Origin of the sequence: Mesorhizobium amorphae, from assembly GCF_014843845.1 — a bacterium.
GTDB classification, from domain to species: Bacteria; Pseudomonadota; Alphaproteobacteria; order Rhizobiales; family Rhizobiaceae; genus Mesorhizobium; species Mesorhizobium amorphae_A.
Genome location: NZ_JHQS01000046.1, coordinates 60,577 through 84,548 on the forward strand (window position 1 = coordinate 60,577; position 23,972 = coordinate 84,548).

Consider the following 23,972-nt stretch of genomic DNA (forward strand, 5'->3'; position numbering starts at 1 on the left):
TTTCATGACGCTTGAAGGAAAAGTCGCGCTTGTCGCCGGCGCAACGCGCGGCGCGGGCCGCGGCATAGCGGTCGAACTGGGTGCGGCTGGCGCCACCGTCTATGTGACCGGCAGGTCGACGCGCGGCAATCCATCCGAATATGCCCGTCCTGAAACCATCGAGGAGACGGCGGAACTGGTGACTGCGCAAGGCGGTAAGGGCATCGCCGTCCGGGTCGATCACCTGATCGCCGAGGAGGTACGCGAGCTGGTCGAGCGCATCCGCGCCGAACAGGGCCACCTCGACATCCTGGTCAACGACCTGTGGGGCGGCGAAAAACTGTTCGAATGGAACAAGCCGGTCTGGGAGCACAATCTCGACAACGGCTTGCGCCTGCTGCGCCTGGCGATCGACACGCATTTGATCACGGCGCACCATGCGCTGCCGCTGCTGATCGAGCGGCCGGGCGGACTGCATGTCGAAGTCACCGACGGAACTGCCGAATACAATGCCGACCACTACCGGCTGTCGCCCTTCTATGATCTCGCCAAGGTCGCGGCGACGCGCATGGCATGGGCGCACGCCAAGGACCTCGCGCCGCATGGCGCTACTTCGGTTTGCCTGACGCCGGGCTGGCTGCGGTCCGAAATGATGCTGGAGGCGTTCGGCGTCACCGAAGAGAACTGGCGCGACGCGACCGCGAAGGTGCCGCACTTCATCATCTCGGAGACGCCGCGCTTCATTGGCCGCGCGATAGCGGCACTGGCGGCGGACCCGGAGCGCTCACGCTGGAACGGACAGTCGCTGTCCAGCGGCGGGCTGGCGCAGGTCTATGGCTTCACTGATCTCGACGGCTCACGCCCGGATGCTTGGCGCTATGTTCCGGAAGTTCAGGACGCCGGCAAGCCGGCCGACGCGACGGGATACCGGTAGAAGAGCGCGAACCGCTTCGGCGTCAGGCAGAGCGGCCGTCGAAATCGATCGCTGGCACTATGGCAAGGTCGATATCGTCGAGGCAGTTGATGTTGATGTAGGCGCTGCGTTCGCTCCCTTCGCTGACGTCCTCGGCGAAAGGGTGGATGCCGCAGGTCCGGCAAAAGCGATGGGCGATTGCCTTGCTGCCGAATGTGTAGCGGCCGAGATCGTCGCCCCAGGCGAGCATCCGCAATTTCTGGTGCGGCACGGCCCACAGCAGCGCGCCCTTGCGCGAGCAGATCGAGCAGTTGCAGCGCACGGCACCGCCAAGCTCGCCCTCCACCTCGAACGCCACCTTGCCGCAATGGCAGCTGCCTTTGTGGAGCATCGTGTCTTCCTTTCTCGTCGCTTCGGCAGGTGCAAACGCAGGCTTACCGGGTTATCCCTTCGCGTAGGCCACAAGCTGGCCGCTGCCTTAAAGACGTTGCAGCCTTCCGGAGTCCGACACCGAAAATGCCATCCGCCCGCGACCGTCTCGAAACCATCCTTTCGCGCCTTGCCGATCGGGCCGCGGATGAGAAGGTCTACACGAAGTTGTATGTCGAGGCAGCGCGCGCAGCGGCTGATGCGGCCGACGCCCGCCGAGAGGCCGGCGTGAGCCTTGGACCGCTCGACGGTGCGATCGTCTCGATCAAGGATCTGTTCGACGTTGCCGGCGAGCCGACCACGGCAGGCTCGCTCATGCTGGCCAATGCAGCGCCTGCGCCGCGCGATGCCGTTATCGTGCGGCGGCTGCGGCAAGCCGGAGCGGTCATCTTCGGCAAGACCAACATGACCGAGTTCGCCTTCACCGCGATCGGCGACAATCTGCACTACGGCATACCGGGCAACGCGACCGATGCCAGCTTGATCCCAGGCGGCTCGTCGTCCGGCGCCGGCGTTGCGGTAGCCGAAGATACGAGCGAGATCTCGATCGGCTCGGACACCGGCGGCTCGGTGCGCATTCCGGCCTCGCTCAATGGCGTCGTCGGGTTCAAGCCGACGGGGCGGCGCGTGCCGCGCGACGGGGCGTTTCCGTTGTCGGCGACGCTGGACTCGATCGGACCGCTCGCCCGCAGCGTCGCCCAATGCGCGGCTGCCGACGCGGTGATGGCCGGTGAGGAGCCTGCCCTGCTGATTCCGGCCTCGCTTGCCGGCCTGCGCATCGGCATTCCGCGCGGCGTGCTGTTCGACGAGACTGAAGGTGAGGTGGCGACAGCGTTCGATGGGTGCCTTCGCAAGGTCGAGCTGGCCGGCGCACGGGTCGCGGACCTGTCGATCGACGATTTGCTGGCAGACATGCGCGCGGCGACCAAGCGGAGCACAATCGCGGCGATGGAAGGCGCCGAAGTCCATGCCGAGTGGCTGGCGACGGGCGCATCGGTCCCGGTCGACCCACATGTCAGCGGACCCTTGTCGCGCGCACTCGCCGTTCCCGCGTCCACCTATATCAGGACAATCCGCCGCCGAACGGCGTTGGCCGCCGCCATGGACGAGCGGCTGGCGTCGATCGATGTGCTCGCCTTGCCGACGACGCCTATCGTTGCACCGTCGATCGCCGCCATGGCCGGCGACGAAGCGCTGCGCGGCAGGGCAGAGGGGCTCTTGCTGCGCAACACGCAGGTCGCCAATCAATTCGACCTCTGCGCCATCTCGCTGCCGATGCCGGGAATGGCGCGACCGGTTGGGCTGATGCTGGTGGCGCGCAATGGCCATGACCATCATCTGTTGCGGATTGCTGCTGAAGTGGAGTCACGGCTGGCCGCCTGATCGACAGCCCACAGCAAAGTCGGGGAATTAACGCGGCGAGCAATGTTTGCGCTCGCTCGCCTTGGCGGCGCGTTCGATGCGGGTGGCGACCAGCCAGGGCAGATCGTATTCCTCGCCGCGATGCTGGATCGATCCTCTGACGACGATCTTTCCCGCGTAAAGCCTGTCCGAGTGATCGGCTGCGGCTCTATCCAGCACCGACAATCGGTTGGTGTCGATCGCCACGCCCTCAATAACCTTACCGGCGGCGATGCATCTGTGCGTCGGCCGGAAAGCGGCGCCGGTATTGCTGGACCACTTCCGGGTTGCGCAAATTGACCGGCAATTTGTTGGCCAGCACCAGCAGCGCCTCGCCGGCGGCGCCGGTGCCCATGCGCATCATCGATTCCTCGGTGATCCCGGCCATATGCGGGGTGATGATGACATTGTCGAAGCCGAAATAGGGGTGGCCGGGCGGCAGCGGCTGCGTCGCAAAGACATCGAGCGCCGCGCCGCCGATGCGACCTTCCCGCAAGGCCTCGATCAGCGCGTCATCGTCGACCACCGGCCCGCGTGAGACGTTGATCAGCAGCGCACTCGGCTTCATGCGGGCGATGCGCTCGCGGCTGACCAGGCCGCGCGTCTCCTCCGTCAGCGGGCAGCACAGAACGATGATGTCGCTCTGCTCGACCAGCGCGTCGATCGACAGGAAACCGACCCTGTCGGGCGCCGGCCGCATGCTGCGCGTCGTCGCCACGACGTTGAGGTCGAAGCCGTGCGCGGCGATGTGGCCGACCGCCTGGCCGACGGCGCCGAGGCCGACAATGCCGACGGTCTTGCCGGCGAGTTCGCTGTTGGCGTTGGCGTGCTCGCGGCCGGCGAGCCAGCCCTTTGCGCGCAGATCGCGGTCAACCATGCGAAAGCGTCGAAAGAGGGCCAGCGTCACGAACATCACATGTTCGGCGACCGAGCGCGCGTTGACCGCCGGCACGTTCGCCACCAGCACGCCCGCGGCGGTGGCCGCCTCCATCGGGATCATGTCGAGGCCGGCGCCATGTCGGATCGCGGCGCGCAGCTTCGCAGCGCCTTCGAAAAGCGCCGGCGGCAGAGGCGCGCGGACAATGACGATGTCGGCGTCCTTGGCTTCTGCGGCGAGCGTCCTGGCATCGAGGGCGGAGGCGACGACGAGCCTGCCGGCCCCGACCAGCATGGCCGTGGCGCGCGGGTGCAGCGGATGCGTCGACAGGATTTTGGGCATCTTTCGCGTCAGGCCTTTTCGAGCACCGGGCTCGGAGGCTCGGCCGCCTTGCCGCCGATCAGCCCTTTCCAATAGCTCTCCGCGCCCTGCAGGTGGGCGCTCATCAGCGCCTGGGCGAGATTGCCGTCGCGGCGCAGCAGCGCCTCGTAGATCTGGATGTGCTCGGCATGCGAGCGCACGCTGCGTTCGGGATCGTTGAAATAGATCGGCAGGCGCAGCTCCCCCATCAGATAGTAGACGCTGCAGATGTTGTGGAAGACGCTGTTCTTGGTGGCGCGCACGATCTCGAGGTGGAATTCGCGGTCTTCCCTGGCGAGGCCCTCGCCGGCCGCGATGCGTTCCTCCGAAGCCTTCAGGATCTCGCGCAGCCGTTCGAAATTCTCCTCCGTGGCGCGCGAGCATGCGAGCTCGGCCGCCTTGATCTCGTGGATCTTGCGCAATTCGACCGTTTCGTAGATCTGCACCGGATCGAGCGGCAGGCCCGCGCGGGCGAAAAGCGCTAACGCTTCTACGCTGGCCTGCTTGGTATCGACATAGATGCCGGATTTGGCGCGGCGCTCGACGATGCGCATGGCTTCGAGGATCGCCAGCGCCTCGCGGATCTGGCCGCGGCTGACGCCGAAATGCTCCGCCAGTTCACGCTCCGACGGGGTTCGGCCTGTCTCCTTGTCCGAGTTGGAGAACAGATAGGCGGCGAGTTCGGCGAGAAGGTTCTTTTCTTTCATCGTCAGCAGCGTTGCGCGTGCGCCTCCAGGAATCGTTCCGAAAGGGTGAATCCCAAACCAGGCTTTTCAGGGATCGCTATCATACCGTCCTTTGCTTCGACAGTCTCTTCGATAAGATCATGGATCATCGGGTTGGCGCCGAGCGAATATTCGACTGTGAAGCTCGCCGGCGAAGCAGCGCAGACATGCAGCCCGGCAAAGAAGCAGGGCGCGCCGGCCCACAGATGCGGCGCAAAACGCAGGTTGAAGGCACTGGCGATGGTGCCGATCTTCATCGCCTCGCTGATGCCGCCGCAAAAGGCCGGATCCGGCTGGAAGATGTCGGCGGATTTCAACACCGCGAGATCGCGAAAGGCATAGCGGGTCGCCTCGCTCTCGCCGGCAGCGATCGGGATGGAGCCGCTGGCGCGTACCTCCGCCATGCCGGGCTTGTCGTCGGCAATGACCGGCTCCTCGAACCAGGCCAGGTCGAGATCGGCGGCGAGATGCATGAAGCGCTTGGCCTCGGCGACCGTATAGGTGCCATGCGCGTCGACCATCAGCTCGACATCGGGGCCGAGCGCCTGCCTGGCGGCGCGGACGCGGGCGGCGGAAATATGCGGGGCGCCGTCCATGGCGCCGATGCGCATCTTCAGCGCCTTGAAGCCGCCCTTGGCGATGTAGGATTTGAGCTGGTCGCCGATGGCGTCGGCGGCAGCCCAGCCGCCGGACGCATAGGCCTGCATGCGCTCGACCTTGCGGCCGCCGAGCAGTCGCCACACCGGCTGGCCCAGCGACTTGCCGAGAATGTCCCAGAGCGCGATGTCGACGGCGCTGATCGCGGCCACACTCAAGCCGCGCCGCGCCAGTTGCGGCATGGCATGGCCGCCGTGGGCCGCGGTCTCGTGGCGCACGCCGTTATAGAGCATCTCCCAGATGACGCCGATGTCGGCCGGGTCGCGGCCGATCAACTGCGGGGCGACCTCGTGGTTCAGCATGTGGACGAGGGCGCCGTAGCTGCCGGCGCTGCCGGCGGCGTTCTTGCCTTCGCCCCAGCCGACCAGGCCGTCATCGGTCTCGATGCGCAGGATGGCGGCGTCGAACGTCGTCACCTGGCCGAAGTCGCTGCGATGCTGCCGCGCGACTTCGATCGGTATGCGAACCCACCATGCCTGGATCGTCTTGATGCGCATGTTCTTTCCCGGCCCCGCCGCCGGCAGGCGGAAGGGCTCATTCCCAGTCGGAGCGGCTACTTGATCAGCGGCAGCAGGGTTTCGGCGGTGATGCGCATCTGGTCGGTGTAGAATTTCTCCGTCAGCACGCTGGAGCCGTGGTCCTGGATGAACTTCAGCTGTTCGGGCGAAATGTCGACCGGGTGGCGCTCGACCATTTCGGGATAGGGTGCTGCCGGCGTGCGGTCGACGGGCGCCACGAACTCGTTGGTCAGTGCGCCGTCATAGCCGACTTCCTTCAGCGTGCGCACGATCTTCGGCCAGTCGATCTGGCCGAGGCCGGCGGCGAAGCGGTTGTTGTCGGCGACGTGGAAGTCGAACAGGCGCTTGCCGACCTGTCGGATGGCGTCATAGACGTTAAATTCTTCCATGTGGATGTGGTAGGCGTCGAGGCAGACGCCGCATTCAGGGCTGACCGCGTCGGCCAAGGCGAGGGCCTGGGCGCCGCGGTTGAACAGATAGGTCTCGAAGCGGTTGAGCGGCTCGACCGCGATCTTGACACCGACCTTCTTGGCATGGGTGAAGCATTCCCTGGTGGCGTCGACCACCCATCCCCACTCTTCCTCCTCGGTGCCGTCAGGCACCACCTTGCCGACGGTGGCGGGAACCAGCGTGATGATCTCTCCGTCGAGCTCGCTGATCATGGTGAGCACGTCCTTGACGTACTGAACCGAGCGCTCGCGCTGACCCTGGTCCTTGGCGGCAAGGTTGCGCTCGCCCAGCATCAGCGTCACCGCGCCCCAGCAGCGAATGCCGTGCTCCTTCAAGAGCGCGCGCGTTTCCTTGGTCTTGTATTGCTCGGGTTCGCCGGAAATTTCGATCGACTCGTAGCCGAATTTCTTGATGCGCTTCAGCGTCGTTTCCAACGGCTCCGCCCGCATCCAGTTGTGTGTCGAAAGATGCATGGTCTATCCTTCCCAGAATTCGCCTGCCACGTTTCCCACGGCGTCCTCCAGCGAGGCCTGCCGCATGATTCCTCCCCAGCGGCGTTCCAGTGTTTTTTGACGAACTGGTTCGACCAATTGGGCCTGATGGCAGGTCTACAGCAAATTCCCCTGAACGGCAAGAAGTCGCGATCCGCAACTCGCCGAGCTGGTTATTATATTGATTATATTAACGTATTTTCATAGTTTGTGATTGCGAACGATCCTGCTGGAGCGCGTTCCGCCGCTTGACCGATCGGCCGTATTTGGTAATACCAGAATGGCGACACAAACAAGTGTCTGCGTGAAAACATCAAACGGGCTGGCCCTGCTTCCAATCGGCGCTATGCTTGGTCGTGACATGAGAGAGGGAGGATGCCGATGCCGTCGACGATGAAGGGTCCCGGTCTGTTTCTGGCGCAGTTCGCGGGCGATGTCGCGCCGTTCAATTCACTTCCCTCGATCACCAAATGGGCTGCCGGCCTCGGCTACAAGGGTGTGCAGATTCCGACTTGGGATTCGAGGCTGTTCGACCTCGAGAAAGCAGCCTCCTCCAAGACCTATTGCGACGAGGTGAAAGGCATCTGCGCGGATGCCGGCGTCGAGATCACCGAACTGTCGACGCATCTGCAGGGGCAGCTGGTGGCGGTGCATCCGGCCTATGACGCGCAGTTCGACGGCTTTGCGCCAGCCGCGGTGCACAACAATCCGAAAGCCAGGCAGAAATGGGCGGTCGAGCAGATGAAGTTCGGCGCCAAGGCGTCGAAGAATCTGGGCCTGAAGGCCTCCGTCTCGTTTTGCGGAGCGTTGGCCTTCCCTTACCTTTATCCGTGGCCACAGCGGCCGGCCGGGCTGATCGAGGAAGCCTTCGCCGAACTCGGCAGGCGCTGGAGGCCGATCCTCGACGTCTATGACGAGAACGGCGTCGACATCGGCTACGAGATCCATCCGGGCGAGGACGTGTTCGACGGCGCCACTTTCGAAATGTTCCTCGATGCGGTGGGCGGCCACAAGCGCTGCAACATCAATTACGACCCATCGCATTTCCTGCTGCAGCAGCTCGACTATCTCGAATTCATCGACATCTATCACGAGCGGATCAAGGCGTTCCATGCCAAGGATGCCGAGTTCAATCCGACGGGACGGCAGGGCGTCTATTCCGGCTACCAGAGCTGGACCAACCGGGCCGGGCGTTTCCGTTCGCTCGGCGACGGTCAGGTGGATTTCGGCGGCATCTTCTCCAAGCTCACCCAGTACGGCTACGATTCCTGGGCGGTGCTGGAATGGGAATGCTGCCTCAAGCATCCGGAGGATGGTGCTGCCGAAGGCGCGCCCTTCATCCAGCACCACATCATAAGGGTGACGGAAAAGGCGTTCGACGATTTCGCCGGCGGCGCCACCGACAAGAAGGCGCTGCGCGCCATGATGGGAATCTAGCGCGGTCGTCCCTCCCTCTTAAGGGGAGGTAAGCAACAACGAGGGAGACGAAAAATGGTCGGCGCATCGAAGTCGGAAACAGGAGGCGGCCCGATCCGCTACGGCATGGTCGGCGGCGGGCAAGGCGCCTTCATCGGCGCGGTGCACCGGATCGCGGCGCGCATGGACAATGATTTCGTGCTGGTCGCCGGCGCGCTGTCGGCGAATCCCGAGCGTGCCAAGGCATCGGCCGCCGAGCTCGGGCTCGATCCGGCGCGCAGCTACGGCTCCTACGCCGAGATGGCCAAGGCCGAAGCCAGGCGGCCGGACGGGATCGAGGCGGTGGCCATCGTCACGCCCAACAACGTGCATGTGCCGGCGGCCAAGGCCTTCCTCGAAGCCGGCATCCACGTCATCTGCGACAAGCCGCTGGCAACGACGTTGGCCGAGGCGAAGAAGTTGGCTGCAGTGGTCGAGAAGACCGGCAAGGTGTTCGTGCTGACGCACAACTACACCGCCTACCCGATGATCCGTCAGGCGCGCGAGATGGTGGCCAAGGGGCAGCTCGGCGACATCCGCATCGTGCAGTCGGAGTATCCGCAGGACTGGCTGACCGAAGACCTTGCCGCAACCGGCCAGAAGCAGGCGGCGTGGCGCTCCGACCCCAAGCAGGCGGGCGCCGGCGGCGCACTCGGCGACATCGGCACGCACGCCTACAATCTGGCACGCTTCGTCTCCGGGCTGGAGCTCGATGCGCTGTCGGCCGATCTCGACGCCTTCGTGCCGGGGCGGCAGCTCGACGACAATGTCAACGTCATGCTGCGCTTCAAGCCGGTCGGCAAGGCGCATCCGGCCAAGGGGATGATCTGGGCGAGCCAGGTGGCGCCCGGCCACGAGAACGGGCTGAAGCTGAGCATCTACGGCTCGAAGGGCGGGCTGGAATGGGTGCAGGCCGACCCGAACTATCTTTGGTACGCGCCGTTCGGCCAGCCGAAGCAGCTGCTCACCCGCAATGGCGCCGGCGCGCTGCCCGTCGCGGGTCGCGTCAGCCGCGTGCCGTCGGGCCATCCTGAGGGCTATCTCGAAGGCTTCGCCAACATCTACCAGGAGGCCGCCCGCGCCATCCGTGCCGCGCGCAAGAAAGGCGGCAAGCCGGCTAAGGATGTCGTCTTCCCGACCATCGAGGACGGCGTCGAAGGCATGGCTTTCATCGAGGCCTGCGTGAACTCGTCGAAGAAAAATGGGGCGTGGACGAAACTGTGAACGAGGCGGCCGGCTAAGGGTTGGAATCCCGAACACCCGGATTGCCAACCGAATTGCAAAGAGCAGTTCGGGGCAATCCGACCTCTCCCCGATGGGAGAGGAGATTCCCGGCGCTTACCGCCTCTCCCACCGGGGAGAAGGTGGCCGCGAAGCGGCCGGATAGTGGACTTATGGCGGGGAGGGGTGTCGATGAAAATCGGCATGTGCATGTTCTTGTGGACGACCAGCGTGTCGAAGAAGCACGAGGCGCTACTCAGGGATATCAGGACCACCGGCTTCGATGGAGTCGAGATCCCGGTGTTTTCCGGCACGCCCGACGACTACAAAAAGCTCGGCGACCTGCTCGACCGCATCGGGCTGGAGCGCACCGCCGTCTCGGCGATGGGCGATCCCTCGACGAACCTGATCTCGCCTGATGCCGCGACGCGCAAGGCCGGGATCGACTATATGAAATGGGCGATCGACTGCAGCGAGGCGCTTGGCGCCGACAGGCTGAGCGGTCCGCTGCATTCGACGCTGGGCGCGTTCTCCGGCAGCGGGCCGACGGCGGCCGAGAAGAAGCGTTCGGTCGCCTCGCAGCGCGCCATCGGCGACCATGCCGGCAAGAGGGGCGTCACCATCGGGCTCGAAGCGCTCAACCGTTTCGAATGCTATCTGCTGAACACGATGGACGATTTGTGCGAGCATATCGACTCGATTGACCGGCCGCACATCAAGGCGATGTACGACACCTTCCACGCCAATATCGAGGAGGCCGACCCGATCGGCGCCTATACGCGCAACCGCCGCAACGTCGTCCATGTCCACATTTCCGAGAACGACCGCGGTGTGCCGGGGCGCGGCAACATTCCGTGGGCCGAGACGTTTTCCGCCATCCGCAACAGCGGCTATGACGACTGGCTGACCATCGAGTCCTTCGGCCGTTCGCTCAAGGACCTGGCGGCGGCGACCAAGGTGTGGCGCGATTTTTCCGAGAGTCCTGAGGCCGTCTACCGCGACGGTTACAAGCATATCAAGAATGGGTGGAAGAAGGCTGGTGCCGGGGACGCAGCGAAGCCTTTTCCCTCTCAGGCGATCTGAGCCGCCGGCAGCGGGCGGGTGGGCGTGCGCTGGGGCCGCTCGTTGTTGCCGTTTCCGATGGTCCCCATAAGTTTGCGGCGGAGATAGTTGGAGATGTTGTCGAAGATAAAAACGACAAGCAGGATCAACAGAACCATGTAGAAAACATTGGCCCAGTTGGTGTTGGTGCGCATGGCCTCCCACAGTTTCAGACCGATGCCGCCGGCGCCGACAGCGCCGATGATTGTCGCCGAGCGCGTGTTCGATTCCCAGAAATAGAGGGATTGGCTAAGGAACACCGGCAGAACCTGAGGCAGCACGCCATAGCGCTGCACCATCGCCGGCGTTGCGCCCACCGAGCGGATGCCCTCGCGCTGCTTGTCGTCGATGTTTTCCAGCGCCTCGGAATAGAGTTTGCCCAGGGTTCCGGTGTCGGTGAAGAAGATCGCCGACATGCCGGCCAGTGGTCCCGGGCCGAAGCCGCGGGTGAAGAACAGCGCCCAGATCAGCATGTCGACAGACCGCAGGAAATCGAAGAAGCGTTTTGTCGCCTGGTTGGCCATCCAACTCGGGGTGATGTTGCGCGCAGCCAGGAAAGCGAGCGGAAAGGCGACGATCGAGGCCAACACCGTGCCGACAAAAGCCATGACGATGGTTTGCAGAAGCTTCAGCCACACGTCGCCGTGCTGCCACTCGGCATTGTAGAGGATGTTGTCCCAGGCAAGCGCCGCGTTTGATCGCGAAGCGTCGATGCGTTCCCCGGAAACGATCAGTGAAGCGACCTCGCCGAACGATTTTCCCCAGAATGGGGAATTCGTGTCAAACACAAAATTGGCCCAACCGAAAAACCGTCTCCAGGCGATCACCTCGTCGTTCTGCACTTCGGCGCGGCCCAAAAACCCGAACGAAACATAGGCTGTCGACCCTGGTTTGCGTTGCTCTATCCAGTAGGGCAGCGGCGTGCGCGGCGTGACTGATCTGTCCTTGGCAATGTCAAAGATGACGCTTTCGGCACCGCGCGTCACTGTGACAAGATTTGGCGTAATGGCAATCTGGCCGCTTCCAAGGACGACGGTCGCCGCCACGACGGCCTTTTCGCGAATCGTTTTGGGCGCAGCCGGAACCGATTTGTCTGGCGAGGGGGCAGGGTTCTCGGCGGCTGGCGCGCCAGGCGCCATGAAAGAGCCCTGCGATGACTTGTCAGTGGCCATCGCCGGTGCTGGTGCAGTGTCACCCCGGCGCTCGATCGCAGCAATCTGTTTGATCACCCAGTCGGGATTTGGATTGGATCCCAGTTTGGAGAAACGGGAGTAGTCGATGGTCAGATAATCGTCCTTGAACTCGATGTCCGGGCGGATTTCGTAAGATACCCAGTCGGCGAGATAGGCGCCGGCCAGGTTCCAGTTCGCCTTTTCGAGAACGATGCCTATCGAAAAGAACCACCAGCAGTAAAAAGTATAGAGAATGCACAAAAGGACGCCGAACGGGGCGGCATAGCGCTTCCATAAGGGGCGTCGGAACGCTTCCGGATGGCGAGCGGCGATGTCGTTGATGGCGTCGGCGTTCATTGCGTTACTCTCCGCGCCCGTATGCGAACGCCTGCCTGCCGACAAGACGTTGTCTCAGCCATGCCGAAAACTGGTCGACGGCGACAATCGTGCAGAACAGCAGAAAGACGATGGCAATGGTCTTGGCCTCATGGCCCCGGCTGATCGAAAGACGCAGGGATTCGCCGATGCCGCCGGCGCCGACGGCGCCGAGAATGGTCGAAGCGCGCACATTGATCTCGAAGCGGAGCAGGAAATAGCTCATGAAGTTGGGCAGAACCTGAGGCACGATGCCGAACCACACCCGTTCGACCCAATTGGCGCCAACGGCCCGCAAGCCTTCGTCAGGCTTCATGTCGGCATTCTCGACCACTTCGAAGAACATTTTTCCGAGCGCGCCGACGGTGTGGATGCTGACCGCGAGGATCGCCGGAATGGGCCCAAGCGAGAAGATCGCCAGAAAAAAACCGGCAATGACGATTTCCGGAAAGGCGCGGACAATTTCGAGGAAGCGGCGCGTGGTGAAACGGAGCCAGCGGCTGGCCGTGATATTGCTGGCAGCCAAGAAGCAGAGCAGGAAACCGAAGGTGGAGCCGACCAGCGTCGAAAACAGGGCAATGTTCAGTGTCTCGATCATCCGGTAGAAATACTCCGGAATGTAGATGCCCTGGGTCAGGTAGACCCGGCCTTCGGGATAGTCGAATTTGAGGCTGCCATCGTCATAGGGCGACGGCAGGTCGAACAGTGCGCGCACCGGGTCAAACCAGTCGCGCGGCTTCAGTTCAACGAAGAAATCGGCGATGTGGGGAAGGCGGTCGAAGAACTTTCCGGCGTTGGTTTCGTTGGCGAACCAGAGCGAGCCCGAGAGCGCAAGCAGCAGGAAAACCAGGCCTCCGATCGTGTAGAGGCGCCGGCGAGCGGCGAGGTCGCGCCAGTGCCGCTCGACCAAGGCTCCTTCCGTGGAGAGCGTAGGCGCGCGGTAAACGTCGGTAGCACTCATCGATAGGTCCCCAGCCCGTGACGCGGCAACGCCGCCGGCGGCATTTTAGCCCCGGCGGCGTCGTGCCTTTAGGCTTACGAGCCGATCTTCGCCTTACGAGCGTCGATGATCGCCTGATAAAATTCCGGAGTGACCGGCGAATAGCCCTTGAAGTCGCCGCCTTGAACCGCCGAGAAACAGCCCGGATCGGTTTGCGGAAGCTTGGTCAGGAAATCGGTGATCTTCTGCTTGGTAGCGGCGTCGAGCGAGGTGCGTATGACCAGCGGGCCGTTCGGGATCAGCGGCGACTGCCACAATTCGACGAGGTCGTCCATCTTGAGGACGCCCTTGTCGACCATCTTGCGCAGATTGCCCGAGCTGTAGCCGTCCTTGAAGTCGCCGACGCCGGAGGCCCAGGTGGTGCCGGCATCAAAGGTGCCCTTCAGAACTTCAAGGACAAGCTGTTCATGGCCGCCGCCGAAACCGGTCGATGCGAAATAGCTCTTCACATCCATGCCAATGTCCTTGGGCAGCGACGTGACCGGGATCAGGTAGCCAGAAGTCGAATCGGGATCGGCGAAACCGAGCTTCTTGCCCTTCATGTCAGCGAGTGTCTTGATGCCTGAATCCGCACGGGCGACCATAACCGAATGGTAGCCGGTCGAACCGTCGGTCTGGACCGTCGTCAGGATCGGCTGAACCGCGTCCTTGTTTTCGAGATAGACCTTGGCGTAGGCGGAAGCTCCGAGCTCGGCATAGTCAAGTGTGCCGCCGAGGAGGCCCTGGATGACGCCGTCATAGTCGGCGGCCGGGAACAGCGAAACCTTCTCGACACCGAGGACTTCCTTGATGTGATCGGCGAAGCACTGGTAGTTGCGCAGACGGTCGGCCTCGTTCTCGCCGCCGAGAATGCCGACGCGGAATTCCTTCAGGTCCTGTGCCTGGACAGCGCCCATCGCCATGGCAATGATGGAAACGGCACCGAAGAGTATCTTCCTAAACATCTCGAGTCTCTCCTGTTGAGTCCGGCATCGCGCCGGCTGCGTTCGAATTTTGACGGTGCCTGTGACGCGGGCTGGCGATCCAGATTGCTCTTTTGCTTGTCCATGATCCCGCAAACCGGCGTCCACTTTGCGGGATCATGGATCAGTATCCCGGGAATGCGGGCTCGAGCGGTCCAGTGGATGCGGCGATTCTTTGCTTGATGGTGACGCTGGTCGAGGTGATGGCCTCGGAGATTTCGCCACCGTTGCTGTCGGCGCCATAGACCATGCGCACAGCCTCGCGGTTGAGGTCTTCGGGCGGTCCGTCGAACACAACCTTGCCGGCGGCCATACCGATGATGCGGTTGCAATAAGTGCGGGCCGTGTCCAGCGTGTGCAAATTGGTGATGACGGTGATGCCCTCGCGCAAATTGATATCCTGCAGCGAATCCATCACCACCTTGGCGTTGAGCGGGTCGAGCGAGGCAATCGGCTCATCGGCAAGAATGATTTTCGGCTGCTGCATCATTGCGCGGGCGATGGCGACGCGCTGCTGCTGTCCGCCGGACAAGGTGCCGGCCGGCTGCAGCGCGGTGCGGGCGATGTCGAGACGCTCGAGTGCTGCTATCGCCTCGGCTCGTTCCTCACGCGAGAAGATACCGAGCAGATTGGCAATGGTAGCACGATGATTCAACCGGCCGAGCAGCACATTGGTCAGCACGTCGAGGCGCGGCACCAGGTTGAACTGCTGGAAGATCATGGCGCAGTCGCGCTGCCAGCGGCGCAGCGGCGAGCCCTGCAGGCGCGAGACTTCGGCGCCGCCAAAAAAAATCGACCCCTGGCTGGGATCGATGAGGCGGTTGATCATGCGCAGAAGAGTGGATTTTCCGGCACCGGAGCGACCGATGATACCGACCATCTGGCCCTGTGGGATCGACAGGTCGACGGCGCTGACAGCGGTGTTCTTGCCGAACCGTCGGGAAACGCCGCGGATTTCGAGCGTGGCAGAGGTTGCTGACATGGGGCAGGGTTCCAGTCCAGTCGCGATTGAAGGTCTGTTAACCTTGGCTAGCGCAGCCGCATGAACCTGCGGTGTCGGATTGATGTCAGTTTTGTTACCGCCCACAGGCAGGTGGTGGGCGGGATCACGGGATCAACCGAGGACTAGAAGCTCCTCGAAATGCTTCATGTCGCGGAATGCGCAAAAGGCCGGAGGCCTGAGTTCGATCACCGGCGCCTCGCGTTCGAACAGCGACAGGCAGTCTGCGAACAACTCCTGCCAGGCGGACGCCCGCTCGTCGGCGAGACGCCGGATCTGGTAGGCGAAGGTGATGTGGAAGACGTAGGCGTCATGGTCGGGGTGGCGGTAGCCGAACGGCACCGACAGCGCGTCGCGCCATGCGCTGAGGATGCGCTCGTCCTCGGCGGTAGCGCCGGCGACGGTGAGGCCGTTCGGTGTGATGCCGATGGCCCTGATGCGGAACGGAGGACACGGTTCGAAACCCTGCAGCCGCTCCAGGTAAAGACGGGTCATGTCGTCGATGCTGGTGTCTAAAGGCACATCCTGCGGCCAGTAGGGCAGCCGGCGGCGATACTCGATGATGCCCTGGAACAGCGTCATGTGCAGACTGGAGATCGGCGTGAAGGCCAGACGGTCGGCGTCGGGCAGGGCGCGCATGCGGTTACGCACCTCGATGACCGCCGCTTCGGAAGGCGAGCCGCTGACGAGATGGCTGACGACGGTGTTGCCGGGCTCGAACAGAAAATTGCCTGATCTGTCATAGCGCGTGCCGAGATGCACGGGAGGGGTCGGGTTGGTGCCTTCGAAAAATCCGGCGAGCGAGGATCTTGGCTTGTCGAGCATTTGGGGGTCTCCGGGGAAAGACCGTGTCCTGTCCGAGTCCTGTGTCAGGGATGTGAATGGTGAATGGTGAATGGAGAGGCTTCACTGGGCTCGAGCCCAATTGGTCGCCCCTATTCGCCATTCACCATTGACCATTCACTAGCCGCCATATTTCTCCAGAAACGCTTCCGCCTCCAGCTCGCGGAAATCGTCGAGCGCAGCGCGCAGGTCGGCATGGTCCCAATCCCACCAGGCAAGCGCCTGGTAGCGTTCGGCGGTTCGGCGGTCGAAACGCTCGCGGATCGGCTTCGCCGGCACGCCGGCGACGATGGTATAGGGCGCGACGTCCTTCGACACCACCGCGCCGGCGCCGACCGCAGCGCCATCGCCGACGGTGACGCCGGGCAAGATGGTCGAGCCGTGGCCGAGCCAGGTGTCATGGCCGATTGTGACGCGTTTGGCGCGGCGCTGGGCGAAGAACTCGCTTTCGTGCTCGGCGTCGTCCCAATAATCGGAAGCACGATATGTGAAGTGGTGCAGCGTCGGCCGCCAGGTCGGGTGGTTGGTGGCGTTGATGCGCACGCTTGCCGCGATGTTGGAGAACTTGCCGATCGTCGCGCACCAGACGGAGCAGTCCTGCATCATGTAGGAATAGTCGCCGAGGACGCTCTCCGAAACCCGGCTGCGGTCGGCGATCTCGGTCCAGCGGCCGAGCGTCGAATTCTCGACCTGCGCCGTCGCGTGGACGAGCGGCGCTTCCGACAGTTTCCTGCTCATGCGGCACGCTTCCCGGCAGCGAAGGTAGTGACGTCGATGATGCGGTCGGCCACTGCCTCGCGCACGTCGTGGTCGTGGAAGATGCCGAGCAAAGCGACGCCTGCCGCTTTCTTTTCCGCGATCAGCGCGATGACCACGTCGCGGTTCCTGGCGTCGAGCGAAGCGGTCGGCTCGTCGAGCAAGAGGACCGGGTGATGGGTGATGAAGCCGCGCGCGATGTTGACACGCTGCTGCTCGCCGCCGGAAAACGTCGCTGGCGGCAGTGCCCAGAGTTTTTCCGGCAGGTTGAGCTGCGCGAGCAGGGCGCGCGCCTTGCCGCGCGCGGCCTCCCGGTCCTCGCCGCGCTCGACCAGCGGTTCGGCGACGACATCGAGCGCCGAGACGCGCGGCACGGTGCGCAGGAACTGACTGACATAGCCGATAGTTTGCCGGCGCACAGCAAGCACGGTACGAGGGCTGGCGGTGGCTAGATCGATCAGGCCGTCCGCGTGCTGGACGATGATCTGGCCTTCGTCGACGGCGTAGTTGCCGTAGAGCATCTTCAAAATGGAGCTCTTGCCGGCGCCGGAGGGACCGCCGAGCACGGCGCATTCGCCGGCCCGGATCGAGAAGGAGACGCCGGCGACGACAGGCAATTTGATGCCGTCGCGCAGATGCATGGTGAAGCTTTTTGCGACGTCGGAAACAACGAGCGGGGTGGGCATGATTACACCTGAAGTATCGAGGAGACGAGCAATTGCGTGTAGGGCGCACGCGGATCGTCGAGCACCCGGTCGGTAAGGCCGCTTTCGACGACGCGGCCGTCCTTCATCACCATCATGCGCTGTGACAGCAGACGCGCCACGGCGAGGTCGTGGGTGACGACGATCGCCGCCAGGCCGAGGTCGGTGACGAGGCCGCGCAACAGGTCGAGCAGGCGCGCCTGCACCGAGACGTCGAGGCCGCCGGTCGGCTCGTCCATGAACACAAGCCGTGGGCCTGTCACCAGGTTGCGCGCGATCTGCAGGCGCTGGCGCATGCCGCCGGAGAAGGCGCGGGGTTCGTCGTCGATGCGATCCTCGTCGATCTCGACGCGCGACAGCCAGTCGACGGCGGTAGCGCGGATCTTGCCGTAGTGCCGGTCGCCGACCGCCATCAGCCGTTCGCCGACATTGGCGCCGGCCGACACGGTCATGCGCAATCCATCCGCCGGGTTCTGATGGACAAAACCCCAGTCGGTGCGCATCAGGAAGCGGCGCTCGGCTTCGCTCATGCGGTAGAGCTCGCGGAACTGGCCGTCGCGCATGCGGTAGCTGGCGGTGCCGGAGCTTGGCAGCAGCCTAGTCGACAGGCAGTTGAGCAACGTCGTCTTGCCGGAGCCGGACTCGCCGACCACGGCCAGAACCTCGCCCGGCCAGAGGTCGAAGCTGACATTCTCGCAGCCGACGCGCGAGCCGTAGAATTTGGACAGTGCTGACACGCGCAGCAGCGGTTCGTCGGTCATTGCGCCGGCTCCATGTTTCCTGGGGCAAGGGTTTCCGGGGCAAAGTGGCCGCGATGGCCGTCGGCGCGCCGCTTCTCGCAATGGTCGGTGTCGGAGCAGACGAACATGTGGCTACCATGGTCGTCGAGGATGACTTCGTCGAGATAGACGTTCTCGGCCGCGCACAGCGCGCAGGGCTGGTCGAAGGTCTGCACCTCGAAGGGATGGTCCTCGAAGTCGAGGCTGACCACGTCGGTGAAAGGCGGCACCGCGTAGATGCGCTTCTCGCGGCCGGCACCGAACAATTGCAAAGCCGGCGAACGATGCATCTTCGGATTGTCGAATTTCGGCGTCGGCGAGGGGTCCATTACATAGCGGCCCTCGACCTTGACCGGATAGGCATAGGTGGTGGCGATGCGGCCGTGCCTGGCGATGTCCTCGTAGAGCTTCACATGCATCAGGCCATATTCCTCCAGCGCGTGCATTTTTCGCGTTTCCGTTTCGCGCGGCTCGAGGAAGCGAAGCGGTTCGGGTATCGGCACCTGATAGACCAGCACCTGCCCCGCTTTCAGCGGGTGCTCGGGGATGCGGTGGCGGGTCTGGATGATACTGGCTTTGGCCGTCTCAGTGGTGACGGCGACATTGGCGACCTTCCTGAAGAAGGCGCGGATCGAGACCGCATTGGTGGTGTCGTCGGCGCCCTGGTCGATGACCTTCAGCACGTCGTCGGGGCCGATGATCGAGGCGGTGACCTGGACGCCGCCGGTGCCCCAGCCATAGGGCATCGGCATCTCGCGCGAGGCGAACGGCACCTGGTAGCCGGGAATGGCGATGCCCTTGAGGATCGCGCGGCGGATCATCCGCTTGGTCTGCTCGTCGAGATAGGCGAAGTTGTAGGTGGCGATGTCGGTCGATTGGGCGGTCATTCCGCGGCCTCTCTCTTTTCCTCGACCTTCGCAGGGTTTTCGCGGGCCTCGTATTCGGCGCGCATGCGGCGCACCAGGTCGAGCTCGGCCTGGAAGTCGACATAGTGCGGCAGCTTCAGATGCTCGACGAAGCCGGTCGCCTGGACATTGTCGGAATGCGAAATGACGAACTCCTCGTCCTGCGCGGCGGCAACGACATCCTCGCCCAGTTCGCTTGCACGAAGTGCGCGGTCGCAGAGCGCCATCGCCATCGCCTTGCGTTCGTTCTGGCCGAAGACGAGGCCATAGCCGCGGGTGAATTGCGGCGGCGCCTTGGCCGAACCTTTGAACTGGTTGACCATCTGGCACTCGGTGACACGGACAGAGCCAAGCGGTACGGCGAAGGGCAGTTCCGGCACGTCGATCTCCAGTTCGACCTCGCCGATGCGGACCTCGCCGACAAAAGGATGGTTGCGGGCATAGCCGCGCTGGGTGGAATAGCCGAGCGCCAGCAGAAAACCCTCGTCGCCGCGCGACAGCGCCTGCAGGCGGATGTCGCGCGCCATCGGGAACTCCAGCGGCTCGCGAGTGATGTCGCCGGGGACATGGTCCTGCGGCATGTCGCCGTCCGGCTCGATCAGGCCTTCGCGGGCGAGGATCGCCGAAACGCGCGGCATGGCTTCCGCCTCGCTTTCGCGCCGCAGCGGTTCGGCGATGTCGCCGCCGGCGGCAAGCTCGGGATCGAGCAGCCGGTGGGTGTAGTCGAAGGTCGGGCCGAGAAGCTGGCCGCCGGGCAGGTCCTTGTAGGTCGCCGAGACGCGGCGCTCGACCAGCATCGCGCCGGTGTCGATCGCTTTGGTGTAGCCGAAGCGCGGCAGCGTGGTGCGATAGGCGCGCACCAGGAAGATCGCCTCGATCATGTCGCCGCGTGCCTGGACGATGGCGAGAGCCGCCAGCTCGCGGTCGTAGAGCGAGCCTTCGCTCATCACCCGGTCGACGCCGAGCGCCAGTTGCTCGACGATCTGGTCGAGGCGAAGCGCTGGCACCGAACGGTCGCCGCGCCGGCGGTCGGCGAGCAGTCGGTGGGCGTTGTGAATAGCTGCTTCGCCGCCTTTTACCGCAACGTACATCTTACGCCTCCATCGTCTTGATGCGCGTCGTGCGCGGCAGGCAGGTGAGGCTGTCGGCGGTGGCCAGGATGATGTCGACGCCACGCGGAAAGCGCTGGTTGTTCTGCTTCCACTGTTCGATGAAATGACGCGGCATCTGCGCCGGCGCGATGGTCGCGCTGGTTTCGATGCCGGGGCCTTCGAGCAACAGCGGCGCGCCGGAGACAAGATCGGTGACGTGCAGGATAAGCGTCGTAGAGCGATCGGGATAATCCTGCGTGCCTTGCGAAAAGCCGTCGAGCGCCATCATTTCCGCCGGGTTGGCGATCAGCGCGAAATGCGCATCAGCCGGGGTGTTGGCCAAGGGCGCGCCGGTGTGGAAACCGAGCCAGGATTTGACGGCGGGCGCTGCCTGCAAGGCTAGATCGAGCCAGAGCGGCGTGTCGTTGTCGCAGAGCGAAAGCGCAATGGCGCCAGCCGTCGCCGAGAGCGGCACTGGGGGGCGGGCAAAGGCCGGCAGGGCTTGCACGCTGCCCGGCCGCGCCATCGCATCCATGACGGCGCGAAAGACCGTCTGGGCGTTGAACACCGGATCGGCGAAGCCGCCCTCGATCGATTGAGCCGCCATCTCCATCAGTCTTCTCCGCGCACCATGGTAAAGAAATCCACTTTCGTTGCCGCGGTTTCGGCACGCCGCCGGTCGCGCGCCTCGACCAGGGCCGCCCGCAGCGGTGCGACCAACCTGGTCTCGACCGCCTCGCGATGGACGGGTTCCTGCCACAGCGCATCGGCGATCGCCGCCAGCCTTGCTTTCCGCTTGTCGCGGCCGAGGGTGTAGCAATGGCCGACCTGTCCGGACGGCAGCCGGACCGTGGCGCGGGTGACCGTCGCCTCGCCGACATTGAAGGGTGCGCCGCCGCCGCCGATGCGGCCGCGTACGGTGACCAGGCCGGTTTCGGGACCGCGCAGCAGTTCGGCTTCCGAAGGCAGGCCGGCTTCGCTCCAAAGACGGGCGATGTCGTCGCCGGACGACTGTGCCAGCGTCGCCATGAGCGCCTTGCGTTCGGCCTGATCGCGGGCTTCCTGTCCTCGCACGGCGTACTCCTTGCGTTGCGGCTAATTTGTCTATTGATATAGACAACCGTACAAATTATACCTGTTAGCTAGCGCGAGTCCATGACGGGTGCATGACATCGCGTGAAACATCGGGGCGACGGAAGATCGGGGTGGACATGATTGGGCAGCAAGCGGCCAGCATCGAGCGGCGCAGTGGCGTCGCGCTATGGCGGCAGATCGCCGACCAGATCCTGCATGCGATCGCCGTCGGCGATTTCGCCGAGAATGCCGCGCTGCCGCCGGAAATGGCGTTGGCTGAGCGCTATGGCGTCAACCGCCATACGGTGCGTAGTGCCATCGCCGCCCTCGTGCAGGACGGTGTGCTGAGGGCCGAGCAAGGGCGCGGCACCTTCGTGTTGTCACGCAAGCGGCTGTCCTACCCAATCGGCGCCCGCACGCGCTTTTCGGCCGGCCTGCAAGGGCAGACGTCCGAACGGCATATCGTCCTGCTCGCATCGTCGGTCGAGCCGGCCAGCCGTCGCGTCGCCGAAGCCCTGGGGCTTGCCAGGGGCGCCGATGTGATCCGCCTGGAAACGCGCGGCGAAGCCGACGGGCATCCGGTCTCGCGAGCTGCTGCCTGGTTCGATGCCCGGCGCTTCGCCGGTATCGACGCCGCCATGGCGGAAACCGGATCGGTCACTGCTTCGCTCAAGCGCTTTGGGATCAACGATTATCTGAGGCAATCGACGGTGCTGTCGGCGCGCCACGCCGACGCCGCCGATCTGGTCGATCTCGACCTGCAGCCCGGCGCCATCGTGCTGGTGACGATTGCGGTCAATGTGACGCTTGACGGTCAGCCGATCCAGTTTTCCGAGTCGCGGTTTCCGGCGGAGCGGGTGGAGCTCAGATTGTCGGCTAACGATCAGGCAATGCCATAGAAACGCGCGGCATTGCCGCCGAAGACGGCATCCTGCTCGGCCGGCGACAGGCCAGCTAGAAGGTCCTTGGCCGCGGCCAGCCAGTTCTCGTAAGTGGCGGCCAGTTCGACCACCGGCCAGTCGCTGCCGAACATGAGCCGCTCCGGACCGAAGCAGGCGATGAGATGGTCGGCATAGGGTTTTAGGCCGGCGACCGACCAGTTGGGGCCGGCTTCGGTGACCAGACCGGAAAACTTGCACAGCACCGACGGTCTCTTGGCGAGCGCGGCCATGTCGCTTGCCCAAGGCTCGATAATGCCCTTGGCGATGAAGGGCTTGGCGGCATGGTCGACGACGATAGGCAGGTCCGGGATATGGTCGGCGAGTGCCGCGACCACCGGCAAGTGACGCGGCTGCGCCAGCGCGTCGAAGCGCAGGTTCAGTTCGGGCAGCAGCCTGAGCGCCGCGAGGTGCTTCGGCTTCAAAATGTCGAACGTGTCTTCGATGTCCTGCAGCATAGGCCGGATGCCGCGGAATTTCGGCCGTGTCGCCAGCCGGCGCAATGTCGCCTCCACATCGTCGGCGCCGAGATCGACCCAGCCGACCACCGCGGCGATGCTTGGCTCGGTCTCGGCAAGGTCGAGCATGAACTCGGTCTCGGCGACTGTCGCCGCCGCCTGCACCACGACGGTGCGTTCGATGCCGGCAGCGCTGAGATGCGGCTTCAGATCGGCCGGAAAGACATCGCGCACGATCGGCGCGACATGCCGCCCCATCCAGAAATAGTCGCCGCGGGCGATCTGCCAGTAGTGCTGGTGTGCGTCGATCCGCATCGTCTCATCCGACCTCGATGACGGCCTTGATCAGCCCGGATTTCTCATGCGCCCAGCGGGCGAGGTCAAGGGGGACCTGGCCAAGCGTGGTCCGGTGGGTGACGAGTTTTGCCAGAGGCACCGTGCCGTTGCGGATCGAGGCGGCGACATGGTCGAAGTCGGCTCCAAGCGCGTTGCGGCTGCCAACCAGCGTCATCTCGCGCTTGTGGAACTCGGGATCGGAAAAGACGATGTCGTCCTTGACGACGCTGACCAGGACCAGGGTTCCGCCATGCGCGACATGGGCGAAGGCCGACTGCACCGACTGGGTGTTGCCGGTGGCGTCGAAGACAATGTCGAAGCCCTCGCCGCCGGTCGCGCCGCGAACCAGATCGGCCGCCGTGGCGCGGGAGCCGTCGAGCGTCGCGAAGCCGAGCTCGCTCTCGGCGAAGCTAAGCCTCTCGCTGCTCATATCGAGCAGGCTCACATCGAGCCCGGCGATGCGGGCAAACAGCGCCGTGCCGAGTCCGATCGGCCCGGCGCCTATGACCAGTGTGCGGGCGCCGGGCTCGGCTCGCGCGCGGCGCACCGCATGGGCACCAATGGCCAGGAATTCGACGGCGGCGGCATCGGCCAGCGACAAGCCGTTTGCCGGATAGAGGTTTTGCGCCGGTACCAGGATCTGTTCGCACATGGCGCCATCGCGATGGACACCGAGCACCTCGATCTTGACGCAGCAATTCGGCTTGTCGTGCCGGCAGGCGATGCATTTGCCGCAGGCGAGATAGGGATTGATGATGACGGGTTCGCCAACGTTGAGCGTGACGCCGTCGCCCTTGTCGACGACCGTGCCGGAGACCTCGTGGCCCATGATGCGCGGATAGGCGAGGAACGGGTGCTTGCCTTCGAAGATGTGGTAGTCGGTGCCGCAGATGCCGACATGGCTGACAGCCACCAATGCCCATCCCGGCGGCGGTGCGCCTGGCGCAAGGCGGTCTTCCACGACAAGGTCGCCGGGCGAGCGGCAGACGACTGCTTTCATGC

26 protein-coding genes are annotated in these 23,972 nt (G+C 64.2%); 6 read left to right on the forward strand and 20 right to left on the reverse strand.

What is annotated here, in order from left to right; all coding sequences use genetic code 11:
- Positions 1-4 precede the first annotated feature (4 nt).
- Positions 5-913 (forward strand): SDR family oxidoreductase, encoded by a 909-nt coding sequence (locus tag DH08_RS17930; RefSeq protein ID WP_192180588.1) that lies wholly within the window; start codon positions 5-7, stop codon positions 911-913.
- A gap of 22 nt (positions 914-935) precedes the next feature.
- Here the strand turns inward: DH08_RS17930 and DH08_RS17935 are convergent, their stop codons facing one another.
- Positions 936-1,283, reverse strand: coding sequence for a GFA family protein (locus tag DH08_RS17935; RefSeq protein ID WP_192180589.1), 348 nt, complete (start codon positions 1,281-1,283; stop codon positions 936-938).
- A 125-nt stretch (positions 1,284-1,408) separates the two neighbouring features.
- Here DH08_RS17935 and DH08_RS17940 point away from each other — a divergent pair, with 125 nt between their 5' ends.
- Positions 1,409-2,704: an amidase gene (locus DH08_RS17940; RefSeq protein WP_192180590.1), complete on the forward strand. Its 1,296-nt coding sequence runs from the start codon at positions 1,409-1,411 to the stop codon at positions 2,702-2,704.
- Positions 2,705-2,731: 27 nt separating this feature from the next.
- On the opposite strand, the gene DH08_RS17945 is transcribed toward DH08_RS17940, so the two are convergent.
- The 5 genes from DH08_RS17945 to DH08_RS17965 are packed head-to-tail and all read right to left on the reverse strand — an operon-like array spanning position 2,732 to position 6,782.
- Positions 2,732-2,929 (reverse strand): hypothetical protein, encoded by a 198-nt coding sequence (locus DH08_RS17945; protein WP_192180591.1) that lies wholly within the window; start codon positions 2,927-2,929, stop codon positions 2,732-2,734.
- Between the two features lie 13 nt (positions 2,930-2,942).
- Entirely contained in the window at positions 2,943-3,941 is a 999-nt protein-coding gene (locus DH08_RS17950) for a hydroxyacid dehydrogenase (protein ID WP_192180592.1), read from the reverse strand.
- Positions 3,942-3,949: 8 nt separating this feature from the next.
- Positions 3,950-4,666 (reverse strand): FadR/GntR family transcriptional regulator, encoded by a 717-nt coding sequence (locus DH08_RS17955; protein ID WP_192180593.1) that lies wholly within the window; start codon positions 4,664-4,666, stop codon positions 3,950-3,952.
- 2 nt (positions 4,667-4,668) lie between these two features.
- Positions 4,669-5,838 (reverse strand): mandelate racemase/muconate lactonizing enzyme family protein, encoded by a 1,170-nt coding sequence (locus tag DH08_RS17960; protein WP_192180594.1) that lies wholly within the window; start codon positions 5,836-5,838, stop codon positions 4,669-4,671.
- Positions 5,839-5,894: 56 nt separating this feature from the next.
- Positions 5,895-6,782 (reverse strand): sugar phosphate isomerase/epimerase family protein, encoded by an 888-nt coding sequence (locus DH08_RS17965; protein WP_006200479.1) that lies wholly within the window; start codon positions 6,780-6,782, stop codon positions 5,895-5,897.
- A 399-nt stretch (positions 6,783-7,181) separates the two neighbouring features.
- Between DH08_RS17965 and DH08_RS17970 the strand changes: the two genes are divergently transcribed.
- The 3 genes from DH08_RS17970 to DH08_RS17980 all read left to right on the forward strand — a co-directional run bounded on the left by DH08_RS17970 (position 7,182) and on the right by DH08_RS17980 (position 10,559).
- Entirely contained in the window at positions 7,182-8,237 is a 1,056-nt protein-coding gene (locus tag DH08_RS17970; protein ID WP_192180595.1) for a sugar phosphate isomerase/epimerase family protein, read from the forward strand.
- Between the two features lie 54 nt (positions 8,238-8,291).
- Positions 8,292-9,479, forward strand: a complete 1,188-nt coding sequence (locus DH08_RS17975) for a Gfo/Idh/MocA family protein (protein WP_192180596.1) — start codon at positions 8,292-8,294, stop codon at positions 9,477-9,479.
- Positions 9,480-9,668: 189 nt separating this feature from the next.
- On the forward strand, positions 9,669-10,559 hold the full coding sequence (locus DH08_RS17980) for a sugar phosphate isomerase/epimerase family protein (protein WP_192180597.1): 891 nt from the start codon (positions 9,669-9,671) through the stop codon (positions 10,557-10,559).
- Here DH08_RS17980 and phnE (DH08_RS17985) read toward each other — a convergent pair.
- From phnE (DH08_RS17985) to phnG, 12 genes are all read right to left on the reverse strand, one after another.
- On the reverse strand, positions 10,547-12,106 hold the full coding sequence (phnE, locus tag DH08_RS17985; RefSeq protein WP_192180598.1) for a phosphonate ABC transporter, permease protein PhnE: 1,560 nt from the start codon (positions 12,104-12,106) through the stop codon (positions 10,547-10,549). The genes DH08_RS17980 and phnE (DH08_RS17985) overlap by 13 nt on opposite strands.
- Before the next feature lie 4 nt (positions 12,107-12,110).
- Positions 12,111-13,085, reverse strand: coding sequence for a phosphonate ABC transporter, permease protein PhnE (phnE, locus tag DH08_RS17990; protein WP_192180599.1), 975 nt, complete (start codon positions 13,083-13,085; stop codon positions 12,111-12,113).
- A 74-nt stretch (positions 13,086-13,159) separates the two neighbouring features.
- On the reverse strand, positions 13,160-14,068 hold the full coding sequence (phnD, locus tag DH08_RS17995) for a phosphonate ABC transporter substrate-binding protein (RefSeq protein ID WP_192180600.1): 909 nt from the start codon (positions 14,066-14,068) through the stop codon (positions 13,160-13,162).
- A 142-nt stretch (positions 14,069-14,210) separates the two neighbouring features.
- Positions 14,211-15,068: a phosphonate ABC transporter ATP-binding protein gene (gene phnC / locus DH08_RS18000; RefSeq protein WP_192180601.1), complete on the reverse strand. Its 858-nt coding sequence runs from the start codon at positions 15,066-15,068 to the stop codon at positions 14,211-14,213.
- A 132-nt stretch (positions 15,069-15,200) separates the two neighbouring features.
- The gene (locus DH08_RS18005; protein WP_192180602.1) at positions 15,201-15,911 is read right to left on the reverse strand and encodes a DUF1868 domain-containing protein; all 711 of its coding nucleotides are present in this window, start codon (positions 15,909-15,911) and stop codon (positions 15,201-15,203) included.
- A 138-nt stretch (positions 15,912-16,049) separates the two neighbouring features.
- Entirely contained in the window at positions 16,050-16,667 is a 618-nt protein-coding gene (locus tag DH08_RS18010; protein WP_192180603.1) for a DapH/DapD/GlmU-related protein, read from the reverse strand.
- Positions 16,664-17,371, reverse strand: a complete 708-nt coding sequence (gene phnL, locus DH08_RS18015) for a phosphonate C-P lyase system protein PhnL (RefSeq protein WP_192180604.1) — start codon at positions 17,369-17,371, stop codon at positions 16,664-16,666. Before phnL ends, DH08_RS18010 begins: the two co-directional genes overlap by 4 nt.
- A 2-nt stretch (positions 17,372-17,373) precedes the next feature.
- The gene (gene phnK, locus DH08_RS18020) at positions 17,374-18,150 is read right to left on the reverse strand and encodes a phosphonate C-P lyase system protein PhnK (RefSeq protein WP_192180605.1); all 777 of its coding nucleotides are present in this window, start codon (positions 18,148-18,150) and stop codon (positions 17,374-17,376) included.
- A complete protein-coding gene (locus tag DH08_RS18025; protein ID WP_192180606.1) occupies positions 18,147-19,055 on the reverse strand; it encodes an alpha-D-ribose 1-methylphosphonate 5-phosphate C-P-lyase PhnJ in 909 nt (302 codons plus the stop codon). The genes phnK and DH08_RS18025 overlap by 4 nt, the downstream gene beginning before the upstream one ends.
- On the reverse strand, positions 19,052-20,164 hold the full coding sequence (locus DH08_RS18030; RefSeq protein ID WP_192180607.1) for a carbon-phosphorus lyase complex subunit: 1,113 nt from the start codon (positions 20,162-20,164) through the stop codon (positions 19,052-19,054). The genes DH08_RS18025 and DH08_RS18030 overlap by 4 nt, the downstream gene beginning before the upstream one ends.
- A gap of 1 nt (position 20,165) precedes the next feature.
- On the reverse strand, positions 20,166-20,777 hold the full coding sequence (phnH, locus tag DH08_RS18035; protein WP_192180608.1) for a phosphonate C-P lyase system protein PhnH: 612 nt from the start codon (positions 20,775-20,777) through the stop codon (positions 20,166-20,168).
- Positions 20,777-21,238: a phosphonate C-P lyase system protein PhnG gene (gene phnG, locus DH08_RS18040; protein ID WP_192180609.1), complete on the reverse strand. Its 462-nt coding sequence runs from the start codon at positions 21,236-21,238 to the stop codon at positions 20,777-20,779. Before phnG ends, phnH begins: the two co-directional genes overlap by 1 nt.
- Before the next feature lie 137 nt (positions 21,239-21,375).
- On the opposite strand from phnG, the gene phnF reads away from it, so the two are divergent.
- Positions 21,376-22,137 carry a phosphonate metabolism transcriptional regulator PhnF gene (gene phnF, locus DH08_RS18045; RefSeq protein WP_192180642.1) on the forward strand — a complete coding sequence of 254 codons (762 nt, stop codon included), beginning with the start codon at positions 21,376-21,378 and terminating at the stop codon, positions 22,135-22,137.
- Here phnF and DH08_RS18050 read toward each other — a convergent pair.
- Together DH08_RS18050 and DH08_RS18055 are read right to left on the reverse strand one after the other, a co-directional pair.
- Positions 22,122-22,949, reverse strand: a complete 828-nt coding sequence (locus tag DH08_RS18050) for an amidohydrolase family protein (RefSeq protein ID WP_192180610.1) — start codon at positions 22,947-22,949, stop codon at positions 22,122-22,124. The genes phnF and DH08_RS18050 overlap by 16 nt on opposite strands.
- A 4-nt stretch (positions 22,950-22,953) precedes the next feature.
- On the reverse strand, positions 22,954-23,970 hold the full coding sequence (locus DH08_RS18055) for a zinc-binding alcohol dehydrogenase family protein (RefSeq protein WP_192180611.1): 1,017 nt from the start codon (positions 23,968-23,970) through the stop codon (positions 22,954-22,956).
- Positions 23,971-23,972 lie beyond the last annotated feature (2 nt).